The organism is Cupriavidus sp. FW305-3-2-15-C-LB2 (assembly GCF_058787575.1).
Genome location: NZ_JBYSZW010000085.1, coordinates 1 through 20,824, shown reverse-complemented (window position 1 = coordinate 20,824; position 20,824 = coordinate 1). Strand labels below are relative to the sequence as shown.

15 protein-coding genes, 1 rRNA gene and 1 pseudogene are annotated in these 20,824 nt (G+C 67.8%); 6 read left to right on the top strand and 11 right to left on the bottom strand.

From position 1 onward, the window contains the following. Nucleotides 1-229, top strand: a pseudogene (locus AC3WRR_RS34615) (hypothetical protein); the annotation flags it as partial. 72 nt (nt 230-301) lie between these two features. Here AC3WRR_RS34615 and AC3WRR_RS34610 read toward each other — a convergent pair. After that, entirely contained in the window at nt 302-1,984 is a 1,683-nt protein-coding gene (locus tag AC3WRR_RS34610; protein WP_010814784.1) for a long-chain fatty acid--CoA ligase, read from the bottom strand. A gap of 188 nt (nt 1,985-2,172) precedes the next feature. Next, nucleotides 2,173-2,835 (bottom strand): TetR/AcrR family transcriptional regulator, encoded by a 663-nt coding sequence (locus AC3WRR_RS34605; RefSeq protein ID WP_010814785.1) that lies wholly within the window; start codon nt 2,833-2,835, stop codon nt 2,173-2,175. 208 nt (nt 2,836-3,043) lie between these two features. On the opposite strand from AC3WRR_RS34605, the gene AC3WRR_RS34600 reads away from it, so the two are divergent. Then, nucleotides 3,044-6,352 (top strand): acetyl-CoA carboxylase family protein, encoded by a 3,309-nt coding sequence (locus AC3WRR_RS34600; RefSeq protein ID WP_492299451.1) that lies wholly within the window; start codon nt 3,044-3,046, stop codon nt 6,350-6,352. Nucleotides 6,353-6,365: 13 nt separating this feature from the next. Here the strand turns inward: AC3WRR_RS34600 and AC3WRR_RS34595 are convergent, their stop codons facing one another. After that, complete coding sequence (locus AC3WRR_RS34595) at nt 6,366-7,499, bottom strand: aminopeptidase (protein ID WP_439668286.1); 1,134 nt, start codon at nt 7,497-7,499, stop codon at nt 6,366-6,368. Then, the gene (locus AC3WRR_RS34590) at nt 7,496-9,604 is read right to left on the bottom strand and encodes a molybdopterin-containing oxidoreductase family protein (RefSeq protein ID WP_492299448.1); all 2,109 of its coding nucleotides are present in this window, start codon (nt 9,602-9,604) and stop codon (nt 7,496-7,498) included. Before AC3WRR_RS34590 ends, AC3WRR_RS34595 begins: the two co-directional genes overlap by 4 nt. 290 nt (nt 9,605-9,894) lie before the next feature. On the opposite strand from AC3WRR_RS34590, the gene AC3WRR_RS34585 reads away from it, so the two are divergent. Further along, nucleotides 9,895-11,097, top strand: coding sequence for an ABC transporter substrate-binding protein (locus tag AC3WRR_RS34585; RefSeq protein ID WP_492299447.1), 1,203 nt, complete (start codon nt 9,895-9,897; stop codon nt 11,095-11,097). A gap of 47 nt (nt 11,098-11,144) precedes the next feature. On the opposite strand, the gene AC3WRR_RS34580 is transcribed toward AC3WRR_RS34585, so the two are convergent. The 5 genes from AC3WRR_RS34580 to AC3WRR_RS34560 form a co-directional block, all read right to left on the bottom strand. Next, nucleotides 11,145-12,176, bottom strand: a complete 1,032-nt coding sequence (locus AC3WRR_RS34580; RefSeq protein WP_010814790.1) for an ABC transporter ATP-binding protein — start codon at nt 12,174-12,176, stop codon at nt 11,145-11,147. Nucleotides 12,177-12,202: 26 nt separating this feature from the next. Next, the gene (locus AC3WRR_RS34575) at nt 12,203-13,201 is read right to left on the bottom strand and encodes an ABC transporter ATP-binding protein (protein WP_010814791.1); all 999 of its coding nucleotides are present in this window, start codon (nt 13,199-13,201) and stop codon (nt 12,203-12,205) included. A gap of 13 nt (nt 13,202-13,214) precedes the next feature. Next, nucleotides 13,215-14,147 carry an ABC transporter permease gene (locus tag AC3WRR_RS34570; protein WP_010814792.1) on the bottom strand — a complete coding sequence of 311 codons (933 nt, stop codon included), beginning with the start codon at nt 14,145-14,147 and terminating at the stop codon, nt 13,215-13,217. Between the two features lie 3 nt (nt 14,148-14,150). Next, entirely contained in the window at nt 14,151-15,128 is a 978-nt protein-coding gene (locus AC3WRR_RS34565; protein WP_010814793.1) for an ABC transporter permease, read from the bottom strand. A gap of 153 nt (nt 15,129-15,281) precedes the next feature. Then, the gene (locus AC3WRR_RS34560; protein WP_010814794.1) at nt 15,282-16,868 is read right to left on the bottom strand and encodes an ABC transporter substrate-binding protein; all 1,587 of its coding nucleotides are present in this window, start codon (nt 16,866-16,868) and stop codon (nt 15,282-15,284) included. A gap of 48 nt (nt 16,869-16,916) precedes the next feature. On the opposite strand from AC3WRR_RS34560, the gene AC3WRR_RS34555 reads away from it, so the two are divergent. From AC3WRR_RS34555 to AC3WRR_RS34545, 3 genes are read left to right on the top strand one after another with little or no spacing between them, the layout of a single operon-like run. After that, nucleotides 16,917-17,207, top strand: a complete 291-nt coding sequence (locus tag AC3WRR_RS34555) for a hypothetical protein (protein ID WP_136227796.1) — start codon at nt 16,917-16,919, stop codon at nt 17,205-17,207. Further along, complete coding sequence (locus tag AC3WRR_RS34550; RefSeq protein ID WP_011616099.1) at nt 17,204-18,397, top strand: M20 aminoacylase family protein; 1,194 nt, start codon at nt 17,204-17,206, stop codon at nt 18,395-18,397. Before AC3WRR_RS34555 ends, AC3WRR_RS34550 begins: the two co-directional genes overlap by 4 nt. Nucleotides 18,398-18,449: 52 nt before the next feature. Further along, the gene (locus tag AC3WRR_RS34545) at nt 18,450-19,475 is read left to right on the top strand and encodes a DUF2891 domain-containing protein (RefSeq protein WP_492299445.1); all 1,026 of its coding nucleotides are present in this window, start codon (nt 18,450-18,452) and stop codon (nt 19,473-19,475) included. An 18-nt stretch (nt 19,476-19,493) separates the two neighbouring features. Here AC3WRR_RS34545 and AC3WRR_RS34540 read toward each other — a convergent pair whose 3' ends face one another. Beyond that, a complete protein-coding gene (locus tag AC3WRR_RS34540; protein ID WP_492299443.1) occupies nt 19,494-20,441 on the bottom strand; it encodes a DUF3047 domain-containing protein in 948 nt (315 codons plus the stop codon). Between the two features lie 279 nt (nt 20,442-20,720). Further along, nucleotides 20,721-20,824, bottom strand: a 5S ribosomal RNA gene (rrf, locus tag AC3WRR_RS34535); the annotation flags it as partial.

Genomic DNA, 20,824 nt, shown 5'->3' with positions numbered 1-20,824 from the left:
GGGTGGCGGCGTGGGCGTGGGCTTTGCCTTCGACCTGAGCCGGCTGTTCAACAAGCCCGCGCCGGTGCAGCAGGTGGACCTGTTCCAGTACAAGGTGCGAACCATGGACGGCACGATCGTGTCGGCCAACGCGCCGGCGGCGCCGGGGCTGGAGCCAGGCGCGTGCGTGCGGGTGATCTACCCCGACGGCAGCCAGGAAGCCCGCCTGGCGCCATCGAACGAGTGCTGAGCCGCCGCGGCGCAGCCTGAAAGCACAACGGCCTCCACTCGGGAGGCCGTTGTCGTTGGCAGCGGCTGCCGCTCAGGCGGCCTTGCGGCTGTCGCGCAGTTCGCGGCGCAGGATCTTGCCGACGTTGGTCTTGGGCAGTTCGGTGCGGAACTCGACGTACTTGGGCCGCTTGTAGCCGGTCAGGCGCTCCTTGCAGAACTCGATCACATCGGCCTCGGTCAGCCCCGGATCCTTCTTCACCACGAACAGCTTGACGACCTCGCCCGAGTGCGTGTCGGGCACGCCCACGGCCGCCACTTCCAGCACGCCCGGGCACTCGGCCACCACGCCTTCGACCTCGTTCGGATACACGTTGAAGCCCGACACCAGGATCATGTCCTTCTTGCGGTCGACGATCTTGGTGTAGCCACGCTCGTCCATCACGCCGATGTCGCCGGTCTTGAAGAAGCCGTCCGGGGTCATGACCTTGGCGGTCTCGTCCGGGCGGTTCCAGTAGCCGGCCATCACCTGCGGGCCGCGGATGCAGATTTCGCCCGGCTGGCCGAGCGGCACGTCCTTGCCGTCATCGTCGCGGATCACCACTTCGGTCGACGGCAGCGGCATGCCGATGGTGCCGGAGAATGCGTCGGTGTCGGTCGGGTTGCAGGTGGCCGAGGGCGAAGTCTCGGACAGGCCGTAGCCTTCGATGATCGGGCAGCCGGTCTTGGCCAGCCACTGCTTGGCCACCGCCTCCTGCACCGCCATGCCGCCGCCGTTGGCCACGCGCAGGCCGGAGAAATCGACCTTGCTGATTTCCGGATTGTTGATCAGTGCGTTGTACAGCGTGTTGACGGCCGGGAACATGTTGAACTTGTACTTCTGCAGTTCCTTGATGAAGCCCGGGATGTCGCGCGGATTCGGGATCAGCACGCTGGTGCCGCCGCTGCGCATGCCCAGCAGGCAGCAGACCGTCAGCGCGAAGATGTGGTACAGCGGCAGCGCGGTGATGGTGATGGGCTGGTCGATGTGTGCGCCCTTGTTCAGCGCCGGCTGCATCCACGCCTCGGACTGCAGCACGTTGGCCACCACGTTACGGTGCAGCAGCACCGCACCCTTGGAGATGCCGGTAGTGCCGCCCGTGTACTGCAGGAAGGCGATGTCATCCGGCCCCGTGGTGGCCGGCTGCAGCGTCAGCTTGCGGCCTTCGGCCAGCACGCTGTTGAAGCGCACGCAGGTGGGCAGCTCCCATGCCGGCACCATCTTCTTGACGTTGCGCACCACGAAATTGACGATCGCTCCCTTCAGCCCGCCCAGCATGTCACCCATGCTGGCCACCACCACGTGCTTGACCGGGGTCTTGGCCAGCACCTGCTGCAGCGTGGAGGCAAAGTTCTCCAGGATCACGATGGCCTCGGCGCCGCTGTCCTTGAGCTGGTGCTCGAGCTCGCGCGGGGTGTAGAGCGGGTTGACGTTGACCACCACGAAGCCCGCGCGCAGCACCGCCGCCAGCACCACCGGGTACTGCAGCACGTTCGGCATCATGATCGCCACGCGTGCGCCGGGACGCAGCCCGCGCGACTGCAGCCAGGCGGCAAAGTGCGTCGAGAGCTGGTCCAGTTCGCCGTAGGTGATGGCCTTGTCCATGCAGATGAAGGCCTTGCGGTCGGCATAGGTGCGGAAAGATGCCTCGAGCAGCGCGGCAAGCGAGCGGAACTGGCTGGCATCGATCTCGGCGGGAACGCCGGCCGGGTAGTGTTTCAGCCAAATTCTTTCCATAGCACCGTCTCCTGATTTCTGAATGGTCGTTCGATTTTGCCGAGATGCTAAACGTGCTCCCCGGTTAAAACAACAACTTAGACGAAGTCCTCGGGGCCACCGGACAGGCCTTGGTGCCCCTGACGGGCATTATGCGCCACCGATCGGGCGCAAGTAGGGGGATAACCCCTAGTGAGGCAAATCCGCACTCAGCCGCCGCTGGGCAGCGCCAGTTTCATCATGCTGGCGGCAAGCTCCTGCGCCAGCGTCTCCGGGTCCATGCGGCCGGGTTCATGCCAGGTGTAGAGGAACCCCACCACGCTGCCGATCGCATGGGCCGTCACGCGTGCGTCGCCGAAGGCGAACACGCCATCGCGCTTGCCCTCTTCCAGCAGCGCATAGAGGTCGCGATAGAAGTCTCGCGCCATGCTGTCGAGCCACGCCACGGTGTCGGGGCGCAGGTACTGGTTGTCGCGAAAGCTCAGCGTGGCCGGCACATGGCAGGCGACGCAGCGCCGCGCCATCTCGAGCAGGCAGGCCTGCAGGCGCTCGCGCACCGGCAGCGCGGGGTCCGCGGTCTCGCGGATCACGGGCAGGCAGGTCTGGGCCGACTCGCGGCACAGGATGTCGAAGATCTCGTACTTGTCAGTAAAGTAGTAGTAGACCGCCGGCTTGGTCACGCCCAGCGCGCGGCACAGGTCGTTCATGGTCATGCCGGGATAGCCCTTGCTGTAGAAGAGCTGCGCGGCGGTATCGAGAATCTGGCGGCGGCGGGCCTCCTGGCGCTCGGCGATATGCGGGCGGGCCGGCTGCGGCTCTGGCGGTGTGCTCAACGGCGGGTTCAGCGGTGCGGATCTGGGTGCAATCGACATGATGCAATTCTCGCATGGCGGGCTCGCTACGCCAGTCCGGTCGAGCCCTTGCTTGACGCCACAGCCTGCGGCGCCAAAGGGGAAAGGGAAAACGGCCAATTGACGCCAATACCCGATCACCCCAGAATCTTACCCAGCGGTAAATAAATGTACCAACAAGTACATACCCGCACTGCGCCCACAACACACGCCATCAACGCTCCCGCTCATGACGAACCACAAGCTCCTGATCGCCAATCGCGGCGAAATCGCCATCCGGATCGCGCGGGCCGCCGCGGCCATGGGCATCCCCAGCGTGGCGCTGTACAGCGAAGACGAGTGCGACGCGCTGCACGTGCGCAAGGCCGACGCGGCCGTGGCGCTGCCCGGCACTGGTCCGCGCGCCTACCTAGACATTGCCGCCGTGGTGGACGCTGCGCGGCGGGCGGGCTGCGGCATGGTGCACCCTGGCTACGGCTTCCTGTCCGAGAACGCCGACTTTGCGCAGGCCTGCCTGGACGCCGGGCTAGTCTTCGCCGGCCCTGCGCCCGACGTGCTGCGCCTGTTCGGCGACAAGGCCCGCGCCCGCGCGCTGGCGCGCGAGCATGGCGTGCCGGTCGTGCCCGGCACCGCCGGCCCGACCTCGCCGGAGCAGGCGCGGGCCTTCTTCGCCAGCCTCGACGGGCAAGCGGGCATGATGATCAAGGCGCTCGCCGGCGGCGGCGGGCGCGGCATGCGCGCCGTGCATCGCGCTGCCGGGATCGACGAGGCCTACGCACGCTGCGTCTCGGAAGCTACCGCGGCGTTTGGCAATGGTGCGGTCTACGTGGAGCGCATCGTCGCCGCGCCGCGCCATATCGAGATCCAGGTGGTCGCCGACGCCGAGGGCCGCGTGCTGACGCTGGGCGAGCGCGAATGCAGCCTGCAGCGCCGCCACCAGAAGCTGGTGGAGATCGCCCCCAGCCCGTCATTGGATGACGCACTGCGCGCAAGGCTGGCCGATGCCGCCGCCACACTGGCGCGCGCCGCCGCCTATCGCGGCATCGGCACGTTCGAATTCCTGGTGGAAGACAGCGGCAATGGCGGCCCATCGTTCTGGTTCATGGAGGCCAACCCGCGCCTGCAGGTCGAGCACACGGTGACCGAGATGGTGACCGGCGTCGACCTCGTGCAAACCCAGCTGGCCATCGCCGCCGGCGCGCGCCTGGCCGACCTGGGCCTGGAGCAGGCACCCGCGCCGCGCGGCATCGCGGTGCAGTTGCGCATCAATGCCGAGCACCTCGACGCGCAGGGCCAGCTGCGCCCGGCCAGCGGCACGCTGACGGCGTTCGAGCCGCCCAACGGGCCAGGCGTGCGCGTGGACAGCGCGGGCTTTGCCGGCATGACGGCGAATCCGCGCTTTGATTCGCTGCTGGCCAAGCTGATCGTGCACGAACCCGGCGGCAACTTTGCGCGTGCGCTCGCGATCGCCTACCGCGCGCTGTGCGAGTTCCGCATCGAAGGCATCGACACCAACCGCCGCTTGCTGCAGGATCTGCTGCAGCTGGACGACATACGCCGCAATGCCGTGCACACGCAGTACCTGGACCAGGCGCTGGCCGCGCTTGCCGCCGCCGACGCCGACCACCCGGTGCTGCACGCGCCGCCCGGCCTGGCCGACAGCGCCCCGGCCGATGAGCACAATGCGCTGGCCGATGTCCCTGACGACGCCATTGCCGTGCCGGCGCCCATGGACGGCGCGCTCGCCGCCATCCACGTGCGCGAAGGCGATACGGTCAGGCGCGGCCAGCCGCTGGCCATCATCGAAGCGATGAAGATGGAGCATCCGCTGGAGGCGCCCGCCGCCGGCACCGTGCTGCGCGTGCTGGCCGTCGCGGGTGCCACGCTGCGCGCCGGCGCCGCGGTGATCGTGCTGGCGCCCGGCGGCGATGCCGGCCATGCCGCCGAGACCGCCGCGGCGGCCGACCTCGACCATGTGCGCGCGGACCTGCGCGAGACGCTGGAGCGCCACGCCCTCGGCCACGACGCCGCACGCGCCCAGGCCGTCGCCAGGCGCCACGCCCAGGGCGGCCGAACGGCGCGCGAGAACATCGCCCGGCTGTGCGACGACGGCTCCTTCATCGAGTACGGCGCGCTCGCCATCGCCGCGCAACGGCAGCGCCGCAGTGTCGAAGACCTGGTCAGCGCCACGCCCGCCGACGGCATCGTCACCGGTATCGGGACCGTCAACGCGGCGCGCTTTCCCGGTGCCGATACGCGCTGCATGGTGCTGGCCTATGACTACACCGTGCTGGCCGGCACGCAGGGCTTCTACGGCCACAAGAAGCTGGACCGCATGCTGGCGCTGGCGCGCCAGTGGCAGGTGCCGGTGGTGCTGTTTGCCGAGGGCGGCGGCGGGCGGCCCGGCGATACCGACATGCCGGTGGTGGCCGGGCTGGACTGCACCTCGTTCATCCAGTTCGCGCGGCTGTCGGGCCAGGTGCCGCTGGTGGGCATCGTGTCGGGCCGCTGCTTTGCCGGCAACGCCGCGCTGCTGGGCTGCGCCGACGTCATCATCGCCACGCGCAGCGCCACCATCGGCATGGGCGGGCCGGCCATGATCGAAGGCGGCGGGCTGGGCGTGGTCGCGCCCGAGGAAGTGGGCCCGGTCAGCGTGCAGGGGCCCAACGGCGTGATCGACGTGCTGGTCGATGACGAAGCGGCCGCGGTCGATGCCGCGCAACGCTACCTGTCCTACTTCCAGGGCGACGTGCATGACTGGCAGGCGGAAGACCCGCGCCACCTGCGCCACGCCATCCCCGAGAACCGCCTGCGCAGCTACGACATGCGCGCGGTGATCGCCGCCATGGCAGACAGCGGCTCGGTGCTGGAGCTGCGCGCGGCGTTCGGCACCGGCATCATCACCGCGCTGATCCGCATCGAAGGCCGCGCCTTCGGCTGCATCGCCAACAACCCGCGCCACCTCGGGGGCGCCATCGACAGCGCCGCCGCCGACAAGGCCGCGCGCTTCATGCAGCTGTGCGACGCGCACGGGCTGCCGATGGTGTCGCTGTGCGACACCCCGGGCTTCATGGTCGGGCCGCAGGCCGAGAAGACCGCCACGGTGCGGCACGTGTCGCGCCTCTTTGTCACCGCTGGCGCGCTGCGCGTGCCGTTCTTCACGGTGGTGCTGCGCAAGGGCTACGGACTGGGCGCGCAGGCCATGGCCGGCGGCAGCTTTGCCGCGCCCTTCTTCACCGCGGCCTGGCCCAGCGGCGAGTTCGGCGCGATGGGCATCGAGGGCTCGATCCGGCTGGGCTTCCGCAAGGAACTGGAGGCCGTGGCCGACCCCGACGAGCGCGCGGCGCTGTTCGCGCGCATGGTCGACGGCGCCTACCAGCGCGGCCGCGCGCTCAACATGGCCAGCCACCTGGAGATCGACGCGGTGATCGACCCTGCCGACACGCGGCGCTGGCTGCTGCGCGGGCTGGCCTCGGTGCCGCCGGGGAGCCTCGGCCGCCAGGCCAACGCACCGAGACGGTTCATCGATACCTGGTAAGCGACGCGGCAGCTTAGTTGGCCGCGGTCTTTCCGCCCGCGGTCAGCGTGCCGGCGCGCGTGGCCGGCGGCGCCAGCCGCTGCAGCGCGGCCTCGCGCTCGGCGGCGGGCAGCGCGCCGATACGGGCAGCCTCGTCATAGAAGCGCTGCCAGTCGCCGTTGCACTGCGCCAGCAACGCGGTGAAGGCCGGCACCCACTGCTGGTAAGTGGCCACCGCGGCCAGGTGGGCGTTGGTCAGCGGCTGGTCGAACCAGCGGTCATAACCGCTGAATCCGCCCCACTCCGTGCGCAGCCGCGCGTACTGGGCGCGCAGGTCGGCAAAGATCTTTGCCTTGCTCTCGCGCTTGGCGCCGTCATCGAGCGGGGTCTGGTACAGCGCCACCAGCCGGTCGCGCGTGCCCAGCAACAGCGCGCGGAACTGCTGGCGCCGGGCATCGTACTGCCGATAGCTGGCGCGCGCGTCCTCCGACGCATCCTCGGCCAGCCAGCGCTCCACGCCCGCGGCTTCCACCGCGGTGGCAAAGGACTCGTTGAAGGCGGTGTCGTTGCGCACGTACACCACCTGGTGCGCGAGCTCGTGGAAGATCAGCCGCGCCAGTTCGCCCTCGGGCAGGTAGACGAAGGTATTGAGCAGCGGGTCGTCGAAATAGCCCAGCGTCGAATAGGCGGGGATGCCGGCAACGTAGGTCTCGAGCCCGTCGCGGCGCAGGCCCCGCGCATACTGCTCGGCATCGGACTGGGCGTAGTAGCCGCGGTAGCTGATGCAGCCGACGATGGGGAAGCACCACTTGCGCAGGTCCATCGACAGCTCGGGCGTGGCGAACACGCTCCACACCACATAGGGCCGGTGCAGGTTGGCGTAGCGGCGGTAGCTGCCGTTCTCGGGCAGCTTCAGTTCGCGCGAGGCGAAGTCACGCATGCGGCCGGCCAGCGCCAGCCGCTGCGCCAGGCGCCCATCGTTGGCGTCGCGCGCGTTGGCGATGGCGTCGGTCAGCGGCTGTGCCTGGGCCATCACGCCCAGATGGCCGCCGATCGACTGCGCGTAGTAGCCGACGGCCTCGCACCCGGTCGTCACCAGGACCACCGCGGTGAGGCCGGTCGCCGCCAGGAGTGCCGCCCAGCGCCAGCGGCCACGCTGCGGCGTCATGCCGGCAGGACTGCCCCTTCCGTGCAGGCCTCGACCTGCACCAGGCAGTCATAGAACACCGGCGCGCGGCCCAGGTCGGTCAGGCGCTGGCTGGTCAGCTCGTTGGCGTTCTTGCCGTCCGAGGCCAGCTTCTTCCACCAGATCGACAGGCCCACCACCAGCCCGCGCCGGGCGCGGTCGGTGACGCGGGCGCGCGCCACCATGCTGCCGCGGTCGTTGAAGACGCGCACCATGGCGCCGTGCACGATGCCGCGCTCAGCGGCGTCGGCCGGGTGGATGTCCAGGTGCGGCTCGCCCTCGGTGGCGCGCAGGCTGTCGACGTTGACGAAGGAGCTGTTGAGGAAGTTGCGCGCCGGCGGCGAGATCATCGCCAGCGGATAGCGCGCCGCCAGTTCGGGCGCGGTCAGCGGCGCCTCGTACTGCGGCACGTAGTCAGGCAGCGGGTCGAGGCCGTCGCGCGCCATCGGCTCAGAATAGAACTGGCACTTGCCCGATGCGGTCGGGAAGCCACCCTCGGCGAACGGCGCCGCCGGCAGCGCCAGCTTCTGCCAGCCCTGCTCCTTCAATGATTCCCAGCTGATGCCGGCCGCGCGCGCATCGCCCGGAATGATGGCCTGCGCGGCGATGGCCTCGTCGCTGTCGGCAAAGCACGCCTGGGTGAAGCCCAGGCGCTGGGCCAGCCGGCGGAAGATCTCAGTATTGGGCAGGGCCTCGCCCATCGGCGCGATGGCGGCGTTGTTGGCCAGGAAATAGGTGTGGCCGTAGGCCTTGTGCACGTCGATGTGCTCAAGCTGCGTGGTCGCCGGCAGCAGGATGTCGGCATAGTCGGCGGTGTCGGTGCGGAAGTGCTCCAGCACCACCGTGAACAGGTCCTCGCGCGCGAAGCCCGCGGCGACCTTGCCGGATTCCGGCGCCACCGCGACCGGGTTGCTGTTGTACACCACCACGGCCTCGATGCGCGGCGCGCCGGGCGCGGGCTCGGCCAGCAGCGCGTCGCCGATGGTGCTCATGTTGACGATGCGCGGCAGCGTCTGCGGCCAGCCAGGCAGCAGGTCGGGGCGCTGCAGCGCGGCTTCGTTGATCGGGAAGAAGCCAGAGGTCGACAGCTGCAGCCCGCCCGCGGGCTGGCGCCAGGCGCCCACCAGCGACGGCAGGCACGCCACCGCGCGCACCGCCTGGCCGCCGCCGTGCACACGCTGCATGCCGTAGTTCAGGCGGATTGCCACCGGCTGGCGCTCGCGCACCGCCAGCTGGCCGTAGAGGCCGGCCAGCCATTCGATGTCCTCGGCCGGGATGCCGCAGATCTCGGCCGCGCGTGCCGGGGTGTAGGCCTGCGCGCGCTCGCGCAGCGCCTCGAAGCCGACGGTGTGGCGTTCGATGTAGTCGTGGTCGAGCAGGTCGTCGCGGATCAGCACATGGATCAGCGCCAGCGCCAGCGCGCCGTCGGTGCCGGGCATCGGCGCGATATGGCGGTGGCACTTCTCGGCGCTCAGCGAGCGGTACGGGTCGATTGCCACCAGCGTGGCGCCGCGCCGCTTGGCTTCCTGCGCGCGGGTCCAGAAATGCAGGTTGGAGGCAATCGGGTTGCCGCCCCAGATGATCACCAGCCTGGCATCGACCACGTGCTCCATGTCCATGCCCACGCTGGCGCCATAGGTGTAGCGCAGCGCGGTGGCGCCGGCGCTGGCGCAGATGGTGCGGTCCAGCCGCGACGCGCCCAGCTTGTTGAAGAAGCGCGCGGCCATGCTCTCGCCCTGCACCAGCCCCATGGTGCCGGCGTAGCTGTACGGCACGATCGCCTGCGGATCGCGCGCCGCGATCGCCTGCAGGCGGGTGGCGATGGTGTCGAGCGCCTCGTCCCAGGAGATCGGCGCGAACTTGCCTTCGCCCTTCCTGCCGATGCGCTTCATCGGTGTCAGCAGCCGGTCCGGGTGGTAGGTGCGCTCGGTGTAGCGCGACACCTTGGTGCACAGCACGCCCTGCGTGCCGGGATGGTCGGGATCGCCCGCTACCTTGACGGCACGGCCGTCCTCGACGGTGACGAGCAAGGCACAAGTGTCGGGGCAGTCATGCGGGCAGGCGGCGCGGACGATGCGGGAAGCCATGGGGTCTCCGGGCGGGGTGTGTTGTTTTTTCGTTCGGTCGTACGGAACTGGAGATGCCGGCGCAGGCGCGCTGGTAGCGGCGCCCGAGCCGCGCCGGCGGGCGGCGCTTTCCCGGCCGTGCGGGGGGATGGCGGGGAGTATCTCGATCCGATTGTATTCGATTATGATGTGCCGGCGCGCTGCCGGCACAGACCGGTACGCGCACCATGCCGCACGACGTGAGCAATTCGCCGGCAAGAGACCGGCCGACGCGGCAAACGGGTAACCGAACCACATTTCGCGGGGGGTTTATGTCGTTCCGATCCGGGGTCAATGGCCGGCTTGCCGGCCTGCTGGTGGCGTGCGCCATCGGCACGGGTGGCGCATCCTGCGCTGCCTTCGCAGCCAACACGGCGGGCACCCCCGCCACATCCGAAAACGGCGTCACCGCCGACACCATCCTGCTGGGCCAGTCCGCCGCGCTGACCGGCCCGACCGCCGTGCTCGGCAAGCAGATGAACTCGGGCGCACGGCTGTATTTCGACCATATCAACCAGCAGGGCGGCATCCACGGCCGCAAGATCCGGCTGGAGGCGCTGGACGACTACTACGAGCCCGAGCCCGCCGCCAGGAACACCAGGAAGCTGATCGAGGAAGACCGCGTCTTCGCCCTCTTCGGCTATGTCGGCACGCCCACCAGCCAGGCCGCGCTGCCGCTGGCAATCCAGGCCCGGGTGCCGTTCTTCGGCCCGTACACCGGGGCGCAGTCGCTGCGCGAGCCGCGCAGCCGCTACGTCTTCCATGTGCGCGCCGGCTACAACGAGGAAACCGCGGCCGTCCTGCGCCAGATCCAGACCACCGGGCTCAAGCGCGTGGCCGTGGTCTACAACGAGGACGCCTACGGCAAGGCCGGGCTGGATGGTCTGGAGCGCGCGCTCAAGGCCGCGCCCGACAGCGGCGTACAGATCGTCGCGCGCGAGCCCGTGGTCCGCAACACCACGGAAATCGGCGACGCCATCCAGGGTTCGATAAAGGCCAGGCCCGACGCCGTGGTGATGATCAGCGCCTACCGCACCGCCGGCGCCTTCGTGAAGGAAGCGCTGCGCCGCGGCTACAACGGCCAGTTCTACAACGTCTCCTTCGTCGGCACGCAGGCGCTGGCCAACGAGGTCGGCGCGCAGGGCAGCGGCGTGATCATCTCGCAGGTGATGCCGCACCCGGGCAACGCCACGCTGCCGATCGTGCGGGAGTACCTGCGCCTGCTGCAGGCCGCCGGCAAGCCCAGCGAATTCGACTACGCCAGCATCGAAGGCTTTATCTCCGCCAAGGCGTTCACCGAGGGCCTGCGCCGCGCGGGCAAGGACCTGACGCGCGAGAAGCTGGTGACCGCGCTGGAGTCAATGCGCAGCTATGACCTCGGCGGGTTTATCATCAACTTCACGCCGGAGAACCACGTGGGTTCGAAGTTTGTGGAGATGACGATCATCAATTCGAAGGGGCAGGTGATCCGCTGAGATTCAAGGATTTCTCCTCCCTCGCGCAGGGAGGAGAAAACCAGGCCCTACTCCATGTCGTTCAGGTGACACGCCGAGAACCGCATCGGCGCAATCTCCTTCAGCAGCGGCTGCTCTTCCCGGCAACGCGGCATCGCATGCGGGCAGCGCGGGTGGAAGTGGCAGCCCGGCGGCGGGTTCAGCGGCGACGGGATCTCGCCGCGGATCGCCACATAGGTCTTGCGGGCCACCTCCAGCTTGGGCGCCTCGGCCAGCAGGGCCTGGGTATAGGGATGGTTGGGCGCGGCGAACACGTCTTCGGTCGGCGCGGATTCCACCACCCGCCCCAGGTACATGATCACCACGCGGTCGCTGATGTGCTTGACCACGCCCAGGTCATGGCTGATGAACAGGTAGGTCAGGTTCAGGTCTTCACGCAGGCGCATGAACAGGTTCAGCACCTGGGCCTGGATCGACACGTCCAGCGCCGCCACCGACTCGTCGCACACCAGGAACTCGGGCTTGACCGCCAGCGCCCGGGCAATGCCGATGCGCGCGCGCTGCCCGCCGGAGAACTGGTGCGGAAAGCGCCGCAGCACGGTCGGGTCCATGCCCACGCGCACCAGCATGTCTTCCACGTAGCCCTTCTGCGCGCCGCGCTCGACCATGCCGTGCACCACCGGCGCCTCGCCCACGATATCCAGCACGCGCAGCCGCGGATTGAGCGAGGCGTACGGGTCCTGGAAGATCATCTGGATCGCCAGCTGCTTCTCGCGGCGCTTGTCGGGCGGCAGGTGGTCCAGGTTGATGCCGCGCCACAGGCGCTCGCCCTCGGTCAGCGAGTGCAGGCCCACGGCCATGCGCCCGAGCGTGGACTTGCCGCAGCCGGACTCGCCGACCAGGCCCACCACTTCGCCGGCGCGGATGCTCAGGTCGACATGGTCGACCGCGTGCACCACCTCGTCATGCGCATGGGCGCCGAACAGGTTGGCGATGCGCGCGGCAGTGTCGAGCGACTTGACGAAGCGCTTGGACACGCCGCGCAGCTCCAGGATCGGCGCGCTCGGCGTGCCCCCCTCTTCCGCTGCAGGATTCGTCATCGGTCGGGATTGCAGTTCAGTTGCGCTCATGCTGCCTCCTGGTTGGCCAGCACCGGATGGAAGCAGCGCAGGCGGCGGCCGTCGGCGGCGGTCTCCAGCGGCGGCTCGGTCTTGCAGGCAGCGGTGGCGTAGGGACAGCGTTCGCGGAACGCGCAGCCGCCCGGCAGGTTCAGCAGCGACGGCGTCATGCCCGGGATCTGCCGCAGCGGCGTGCCGCGCGGATTGCGCGACGGCGCCGAGCTGATCAGCCCGTGGGTGTAGGGGTGCTCGGGGTGCTCCAGCACCTGGCGCACGTCGCCGGCCTCGACGATCTTGCCGGCGTACATCACGCACACGGTATCGGCCAGTCCCGCCACCACCGACAGGTCGTGCGTGATCCAGATCAACGCCGTGCCCGATTCGCGGCACAGGGTCTGCATCTCGTACAGGATCTGGCCCTGGATGGTGACGTCCAGCGCGGTGGTGGGCTCGTCGGCAATGATCAGGTCGGGCTTGTTCAGCAGCGCGATCGCGATCGCCACGCGCTGGCGCATGCCGCCCGAGAACTGGTGCGGATAGGCCTGCAGGCGCTCGTCCGGCGACGGGATGCCGACCCGCGCCAGCGCATTGCGCGCGCGTTCGCGCGCCACCGCCTTGCCTACCTTCTCATGGGCCAGCACCGCCTCGATCATCTGCGTGTCGATGCGCAGGACCGGGTTCAGCGTCATCATCGGGTCCTGGAAGATCATCGCGATGCGGTTGCCGCGCACGTCGCGCTGCTGCGCCGGCGTGAGCGCGCGCAGGTCGCGGGTGATGCCGTCGCGGCTGGTCAGCGCGATGCGGCCGTCGACGATCTTCCCGGGCGGATCGATCAGGCCCATGATCGAATACCCGGTCATGGACTTGCCCGAGCCGGACTCGCCCACCAGCCCCATGATCTCGCCGCGGCCCACGGTGAAGGACACGTCGTCGACGGCCTTGGCGATGCCGCCGCGCGTGTGGAATTGCGTCTTCAGGTGTTCAACCACCAATGTCGGTTGTGCCATGTACCGCTCCTGGTTATTGCGTCTGCAGGCGCGGGTTGAGGACGTCGCGCAGCTGGTCGGCCACCAGGTTCATCGCCACGATGGTGACCACCAGCGCAATGCCCGGGAAGAAGCTGATCCAGTACTTGCCCGACAGCATGTACTGCTGGCCGTTGGAGATCAGCGAGCCCAGCGAGGGCTCCGTGACCGGCACGCCCAGCCCGAGGAAGGACAGCGTCGCTTCCAGCGTGATCGCCGAGGCCACCTGCAGCGCCGCGATCACGATCAGCGGCGGCAGGCAGTTGGGCAGCAGGTGGCGGAACATGATGCGCATCGGCGGCAGGCCCAGGCAGGTGGCGGCCTCGATATATTCCTTGCGGCGCTCCACCAGTGCGGCGCTGCGTGTGGTGCGGGCGTAGTAGGCCCACTGTACCGCCACCAGCGCGATCACGATATTGCCCAGGCCCGGGCGCAGGAAGGCTAGCAGGATCAGCGCCAGCAGGATCGGCGGGAACGACAGCTGCAGGTCGGCCACGCGCATGATGAAGGCCTCGGTGCGACCGCCCAGGAAGCCGGCCAGCAGGCCGAGCGTGGCGCCCAGCAGCAGCGCGATCACGGTGCTGACCACGCCCACGCCGATGCTGATGCGCAGGCCGTACATCACCGCCGACAGGATGTCGCGGCCCTGCTCGTCCGAACCCAGCAGGAAGGTCATGCCGGTGCCGGCCTGCTCGCCCGGCGCCAGGCGCGCGTCGAGCACGTCCAGCGTGGCCAGGTCATAGGGGTTCTGCGGCGCCAGCCACGGCGCGAAGATGGCGATCAGGATGATGACGACCAGCGTGGCCAGTCCGGCCACAGCAATCTTGCTGGAGAAGAACTCCGCGGCAAAGCGCCGCCACGGCGATTGTTCGCGCGCCGCGGCGAGCGGCGGGGTCTTGTCCTCTTGTTCTACAGATACGGCACTCATGGCTCAGCCCTTGTTGTCGGCAATGCGCACGCGCGGATCGAGCATGCTGTAGATGATGTCCACCACCAGGTTGATCAGGATGAACAGCGTCACGATCACCATCAGGTAGGCGACGATCACCGGCCGGTCCAGCAGCTGGATCGAGTCGATGATGAGCTTGCCCATGCCGGGCCAGGCGAAGATGGTCTCGGTCACGATCGCAAATGCGATGATCGAGCCGAACTGCAGCGCGATCACCGTGACGATCGGGATCAGGATGTTCTTCAGCACATGCACGCCGACAATGCGCGTGTTCGACAGGCCCTTGGCGCGCGCGAACTTGACGTAGTCCTGCATCATCGCCTCCTGCGTGCCGGCGCGCGTGAGCCGGATCACCATGGCGATATTCAGGAGCGACAGCGTCACCGCCGGCAGGACCAGGTGGCGGATGCCGTCGGCAGTCAGGAAGCTGAGCGGGATGCCGAGCACGCGCACGGTCTCGCCGCGCCCGTTGGAGGGCAGCCAGCCGAGCTGCACCGCGAACACCATGATCAGCATCAGCCCGACCCAGAAGGTGGGCAGCGAGAAGCCCAGGATCGACACCGCCATGATCGACTTGCCGGCAATGCCCTTGGGCCGCAGCCCGGCCCACAGGCCCAGCGGAATGCCCAGCACGATCGCCAGCAGGATCGCGCAAATGGCCAGCTCCATGGTGGCGGGCATGCGCTCGAAGATCAGCTTGAGTGCCGGCGTGCCGTGCGCGAACGAGGTGCCCAGGTTGCCTTGCAGCGCATTCTGCAGGAACACCCAGTACTGCTCCCACAGCGGCTTGTCCAGGCCCAGCGCCGCGATGGTGCGCTTGATGTCCTCCTGGTCGGCCTGCGGGTTGATCAGGATGTCGACGGGATTGCCGATGGCAAAGACGCCGAGGAAAACCAGCAGCGACATGACGAAGAGCACAACCACGCTCTGCATCAGGCGCCGGATGATAAAGACCAGCATGTTCGAACCACTTTCCTTTCGCGCGCGAATGCACGCCACGCCCGGGCCGCGCCGTGGCGCTTCCCGGGTGTGGCGCGGCAGCCATGCGCGGCACCGCAAACTCGGCCAGCAGACCATCCGCGGGCCGAGGCTCCTGTCTGGGTTGACCGGAGCTTACTGGGGCTTGAAGTTATGCGCGTAGGTGCGCTCGTCGGTACGCGGCACGTAGACGATGCCCTTTTGTGTGGCCCAGGTGGTCACCTGCTGGTGGATCGGGACGATACCGCCATCGTTGATCGCGATTGCGGTGGCCTCCTGCAGCAGCTTGGAGCGCTCGTTGTCATCCACGGTGGACAGCGCCTTCTCCAGCACCACGTCCATCTTGGGGTTGCAGTACTCGCCCCAGTTGGTGGTGCCGAAGCCCTTCTTGCTGTCCTCGCACGCCAGCAGCGCGCGCAGCGGCGAGCTGACCTCACCGGTCTGCGCGCCCCAGCCCAGCAGCCCGAACGACCACTCGTGCTTGATGCCCTTGGACGAGTATGTCGCCATCGGCATGCCTTCGACCTTGGTGGCGATGCCGATGCGGGTCAGGTTCTGCGCAATCGTCTGCGCGATCTTCTCGTCGTTGACGTAGCGGTTGTTGGGCGTATGCAGCGTCACGCCGAAGCCGTTCGGGAAGCCGGCGTCGGCCAGCAGCTTCTTGGCGGCCTCGGGGTCGTACTTGACCGTCTTCAGGTTGGGGTTATAGCCGAACAGCGTCGGCGGCACCAGGTTGTTGGTCGGCTCGGACAGGCCTTCCATCAGGCGGTCCTTGATGCCCTGCCGGTTGATCGCCATGCTGATGGCATTGCGCACGCGCGCGTCCTTCAGCGGGTTCTTGTCCAGCGGTGCGCCTTCCTTGGTGGTGACGTAGGGCGACTTGTCGCGCTTGGCATCGAAATACAGGTAGATCACGCGGTGCGAGATCTTGGAGAAGAACGACAGCTTGGGATCCTGGCGCACCTTGGGCAGGTCAGGCGTGGGCACGTTCTCGATGGCCTGCACGTCGCCCGACAGCAGCGCCGCCAGGCGCGTCGCCGGATTGGGGATGAAGCGCAGGGTAACCTTGTCCCAGGCCGGCTTGGCGCCCCAGTAGTCGTTATTGCGCACCAGCTCGACCCGGTCGTCGCGGGCATAGCTGACGAACTTGAACGGCCCGGTGCCGACCATGCCCTTGCCCTGCGCGAAGTCATCCGAGCTCAGCCCCTGCGTCGCCTTCTTCTGCACGATGAAGATCGACGTGAGGTCGTTCAGCATCAGCGGATAAGGCTGGTTGGTGGTCAGCTGGATGGTGTGCTTGTCGATGATCTTCTTGTTGACGATCGCCTTGGTGTAGACATCGAACTTGCCCGGGCTGTTCTGGATGGTGGCCGGACGGTCCAGCGACCAGATTACGTCTTCGGCGGTCAGTTCGGAGCCGTCGTGGAACTTCACGCCCTTGCGGATCTTGAATTCCCAGGTGAGGTTGTTGACCAGCTTCCACGACTCGGCCAGGCCCGGGATGATGCGGCTGTCCGGATCCATCTTGGTCAGCGAGTCGAAGATATGCTCGGAGACGTTGATGTTGGAGAACAGGTTGTAGAAGTGCGGATCCATCGAGGTTGGCGGCGAACTCATGGCCAGTTTGAGGTCCGCGGCCTGGGCGGTGCCGGCGAGCGCCAGGCCAAGGGCCCCGGCTACCGCCACCACACCAATTGCCTTCTTGAAAGTGCGAAGGGACATCGCGCAATTCTCCCTGTAGGAAGTGAAGCAGACGTTTTAGGATCGGCAATGCGCCGCGCCGCGGGTCACGCGGCGGCGCTGCGTTTTGGTGCGGTTTGGGGTGCGGTTGCGCATCACAAAGCGACGAAATTGCCGGCCGGGCACTTCAAGCATGAACTGTTCCAGCAGTGCGCATGTCGCGGCAATGCGGGGAAACCCACCCGCGCTGGCATATTGCACTGCGCCAACCTGGCAAGCGCGCAGGAAATCGCCGCATTTTGGCGCTTTGCGGAGAGGCATCGTATGATCGGGGTATCCAACGCTAACGCCCCTAACGTCCAGGGCAGCCAGGCATCATGAAGCTCATCCCCGAAATCCTGCAGGCACAAGCCGAAATCCGCGCGATCCGGCGCGACATCCACGCCCACCCGGAACTCTGCTTCGAAGAACAGCGCACTGCCGACGTGGTCGCGCAGAACCTGGAATCGTGGGGCATCGAAGTGCATCGCGGCCTGGGCACCACCGGCCTGGTGGGCGTGATCCGCAACGGCAACAGCCCGCGCACCATCGGCCTGCGCGCCGACATGGACGCGCTGCCGCTGCAGGAAGCGAACACCTTTGATCACCGCTCGCAGCACACCGGCAAGATGCACGCCTGCGGCCACGACGGCCACACCGCCATGCTGCTCGGCGCGGCGCGCTACCTGGCGCAGCACAAGCCCTTCGACGGCACCGTGCACCTGGTCTTCCAGCCAGCCGAGGAAGGCGGCGGCGGCGCCCGCGAAATGATCAAGGACGGGCTGTTCGAGCGCTTTCCGTGCGACGCGGTGTTCGGCGTGCACAACTGGCCGGGCATGCCGGTCGGAGCGTTCGGCACGCGCGCGGGCCCGCTGATGGCATCGAGCAACGAATTCCGCATTGTGGTGCGCGGCAAGGGTGCGCATGCGGCCATGCCCAACAACGGCAACGACCCGGTCTTCACCGCTGCGCAGATCGTGTCGGCGCTGCAGGGCATCATCACGCGCAACAAGCGCCCGATCGATACCGCGGTGATCTCGGTCACGCAGTTCCACGCAGGCGACGCCACCAATATCGTGCCGGACCAGGCCTGGATCGGCGGCACGGTGCGCACGTTCACGGTGCCGGTGCTGGACCTGATCGAACGGCGCATGGAAGAAGTGGCGCGCGCGGTGGCGGCGGCATTCGACTGCACCATCGAATACGAATTCCACCGCAACTATCCGCCGACCATCAACAGCGAGGCCGAGACCGGCTTTGCGGCCGCGGTCGCCGCGGAACTGGTCGGTGCGGACAACGTCGACAGCAATGTCGAGCCCACCATGGGCGCCGAGGATTTCTCGTTCATGCTGCAGCACAAGCCGGGCTGCTACCTGTTCCTGGGCAACGGCGACGGCGGCCATCGCGACGCCGGCCATGGCATCGGGCCCTGCATGCTGCACAACCCGAGCTACGATTTCAACGACGAACTGCTGCCGGTGGGCTCGACGTTCTTCGTGCGGCTGGTGGAAAAGTGGCTGGCGCCTGCGTGACGTTACGCACCTGAGCACAGCACAACGATAAAAAAACTGGGGAGCATCCGCGATGGGCCGCCTGGCGCTGGATCGCGAGACAGCGCGCAGCTTCGCGCGCGTGGCGCTGGACAATATCCTGCGCCGCTATCCGTACAAGCTGGACCACATGATGGCCAGCGCCGGTGACCTGGCCGAACCGTCGGCCAGGCATCCGGTCTTTTGCGGCAGCTACGACTGGCACTCCAGCGTGCACATGCACTGGTTGCTGGTGCGGCTGCTGGCGCTGTCGCCGGACCAGGAGGAGGCGCCCCGCATCCGCGCAACGCTGGACGCCCAGCTGCGTCCAGAGCACATTGCGGTCGAACTGGCCTACTTCCAGCAGCCCCTTTCGCGCACCTTCGAACGCCCCTATGGCTGGGGCTGGATGCTGAAACTGCAGGCGGAGTTGCTGGCGCTGGCGCGGCAGGACGCCCAGGCAGCCACCTGGGCCGAGGCATGCGCGCCGCTGGCATCGCACCTGTCACGGCAACTGGCGGATTTCCTGGATGCAGCGGTATTCCCGGTGCGCACCGGCACCCATTACAACAGCGCCTTCGCCCTGGTCATGGCCATGGCCTATGCGCGCGCACACCAGGACTTCACCTTGCGGCGCGCCATCGTGCGGCGCGCCCACCGCTGGTTCGGACATGATCAGAAATACCCGGCGCGATATGAGCCCGGCGGCGATGAATTCCTGTCCGGCGGGCTGACCGAAGCCGTGCTGATGCACGCCGTGATGGACGGCTGCGCGTTTTCAGAATGGTGGGAGTTGTTCGTGCCGGGGCAGGCGGAACTGGCTAATTGGCTGACGCCGGTCGAAGTGACCAATCGCAGCGACCCCAAGACCTCGCACCTGGACGGGCTCAACCTTTCGCGCGCCTGGTGCTGGCGCATGCTGGAGCCCGCCCTGCCCGAGCCGCTGCGGCCGCTGGCCATCCGGGCATGGTCCGATCATCTCGAGGCATCGCTGCCGCAGGCGGTCGAGGGCGAGTATGTGTCCACGCACTGGCTGGCCTCGTTCGCGGTGCTCGCGCTGGCCGAGCCTATCGGCGGCTGAAGGCGCCGCCGGGGCGCTTCAGTCCAGCGCGATGTCGCCGTACCAGGACTCGGCCTTGCTCTTGGTGTTGTCGGTATCGGTCATGATGCCCACGGCGATGACCGGGCCGGGGTCGGTCCCGAAGGCCTTGCGGTAGTCGGCGCGCAGGTCGCGCTCATGGCAACGCCACTCATTGGCGTGCTTCATGCCGCTATCCACCACGATCATGCGTACCCGGTCGGTGTGCGGGTTCTTCACCAATGAGCCTTCCGCGCGCCGTCCGCCCCAGATGTACATCAGCGTGGCGTAGGGCATTTCCCGGCCGGTGGTCAGCCGCGCCATCTCGTACATCAGCTGGTCTTTCAAGGGCAGCGCACCCTTGTCGCCATCGAAGGCGACGAACAGGCGCAACGGCGAATCCTCGCGCGGGCCGTGGCTGTTGTCGGCGTTGCGGATAATGCCGCTGGTCTTCCAGGTCCAGCGCAGCATGCCGGCATCGCGATCGCGCAGCGGGACATACAGGCCGGAGGCCGAACTCTCGGCCTTCGCATGGACGACCACGCGCTGGTCGACCTCTGCCATCGAATAACGGGTGGGCGTCTTGTTGCGGTTGATGGTCCAAGGCTGCCAGCCGACCGGCAACTGGTCGCGATGCGGTGACACCGAGAACAACGGCAGCGTGACCAGGGTCGGCGGCGCGGCATCGGCGACTTCGCCGTCATCACCCGCCTCGGCTTCCGCCGCACTGGTGTTGGCGGCAGCCAGCGGGTCGGGCGACGACATGGCAGTCACCGCCGGATCCGTCTGCGCTGCCGCGTACGCGGCCATGCGCCTGGCGAATGCCTGGCAATCGATCGCGGAAGTGCCGGCCACAGCGGCCGTTTCACCCGGAGGAACCGCGGAAACAGGGGGAGTAGATGCGCATCCTGCCAGCAGCAGCGCGCCGGCGGCGCCAGTCAAAACCAGCCGAAACACCTTGGCCGTCATGTAACCCCTCGAAACCCGAATCCGGACCTGCTCTGTTGGCAAGGGTCCGGCTATTGCTCACTACTTGCTGCAAACACGCGTTGCAACCGCCTTCGTGCCGCATGTGGGCACTTGGGTGTCGACCATAGCAGAAGGCGGACAGTCCCGGAATGCTCGGCGACCCGCGATGCGGCATGAAAACAACGAGGACATGCGTGCCTGCGCCGACCCCCGGGCGTTTCCGCCGCGCCAAAGCAAAAACCCCCAGCCTTTTGGGGCTGGGGGTTCTGCGGAATAAGAGCCTGGCGATGACCTACTTTCACACGTGAATCCGCACTATCATCGGCGCGGAGCTGTTTCACGGACCTGTTCGGGATGGGAAGGGGTGGTTCCAGCTCGCTATG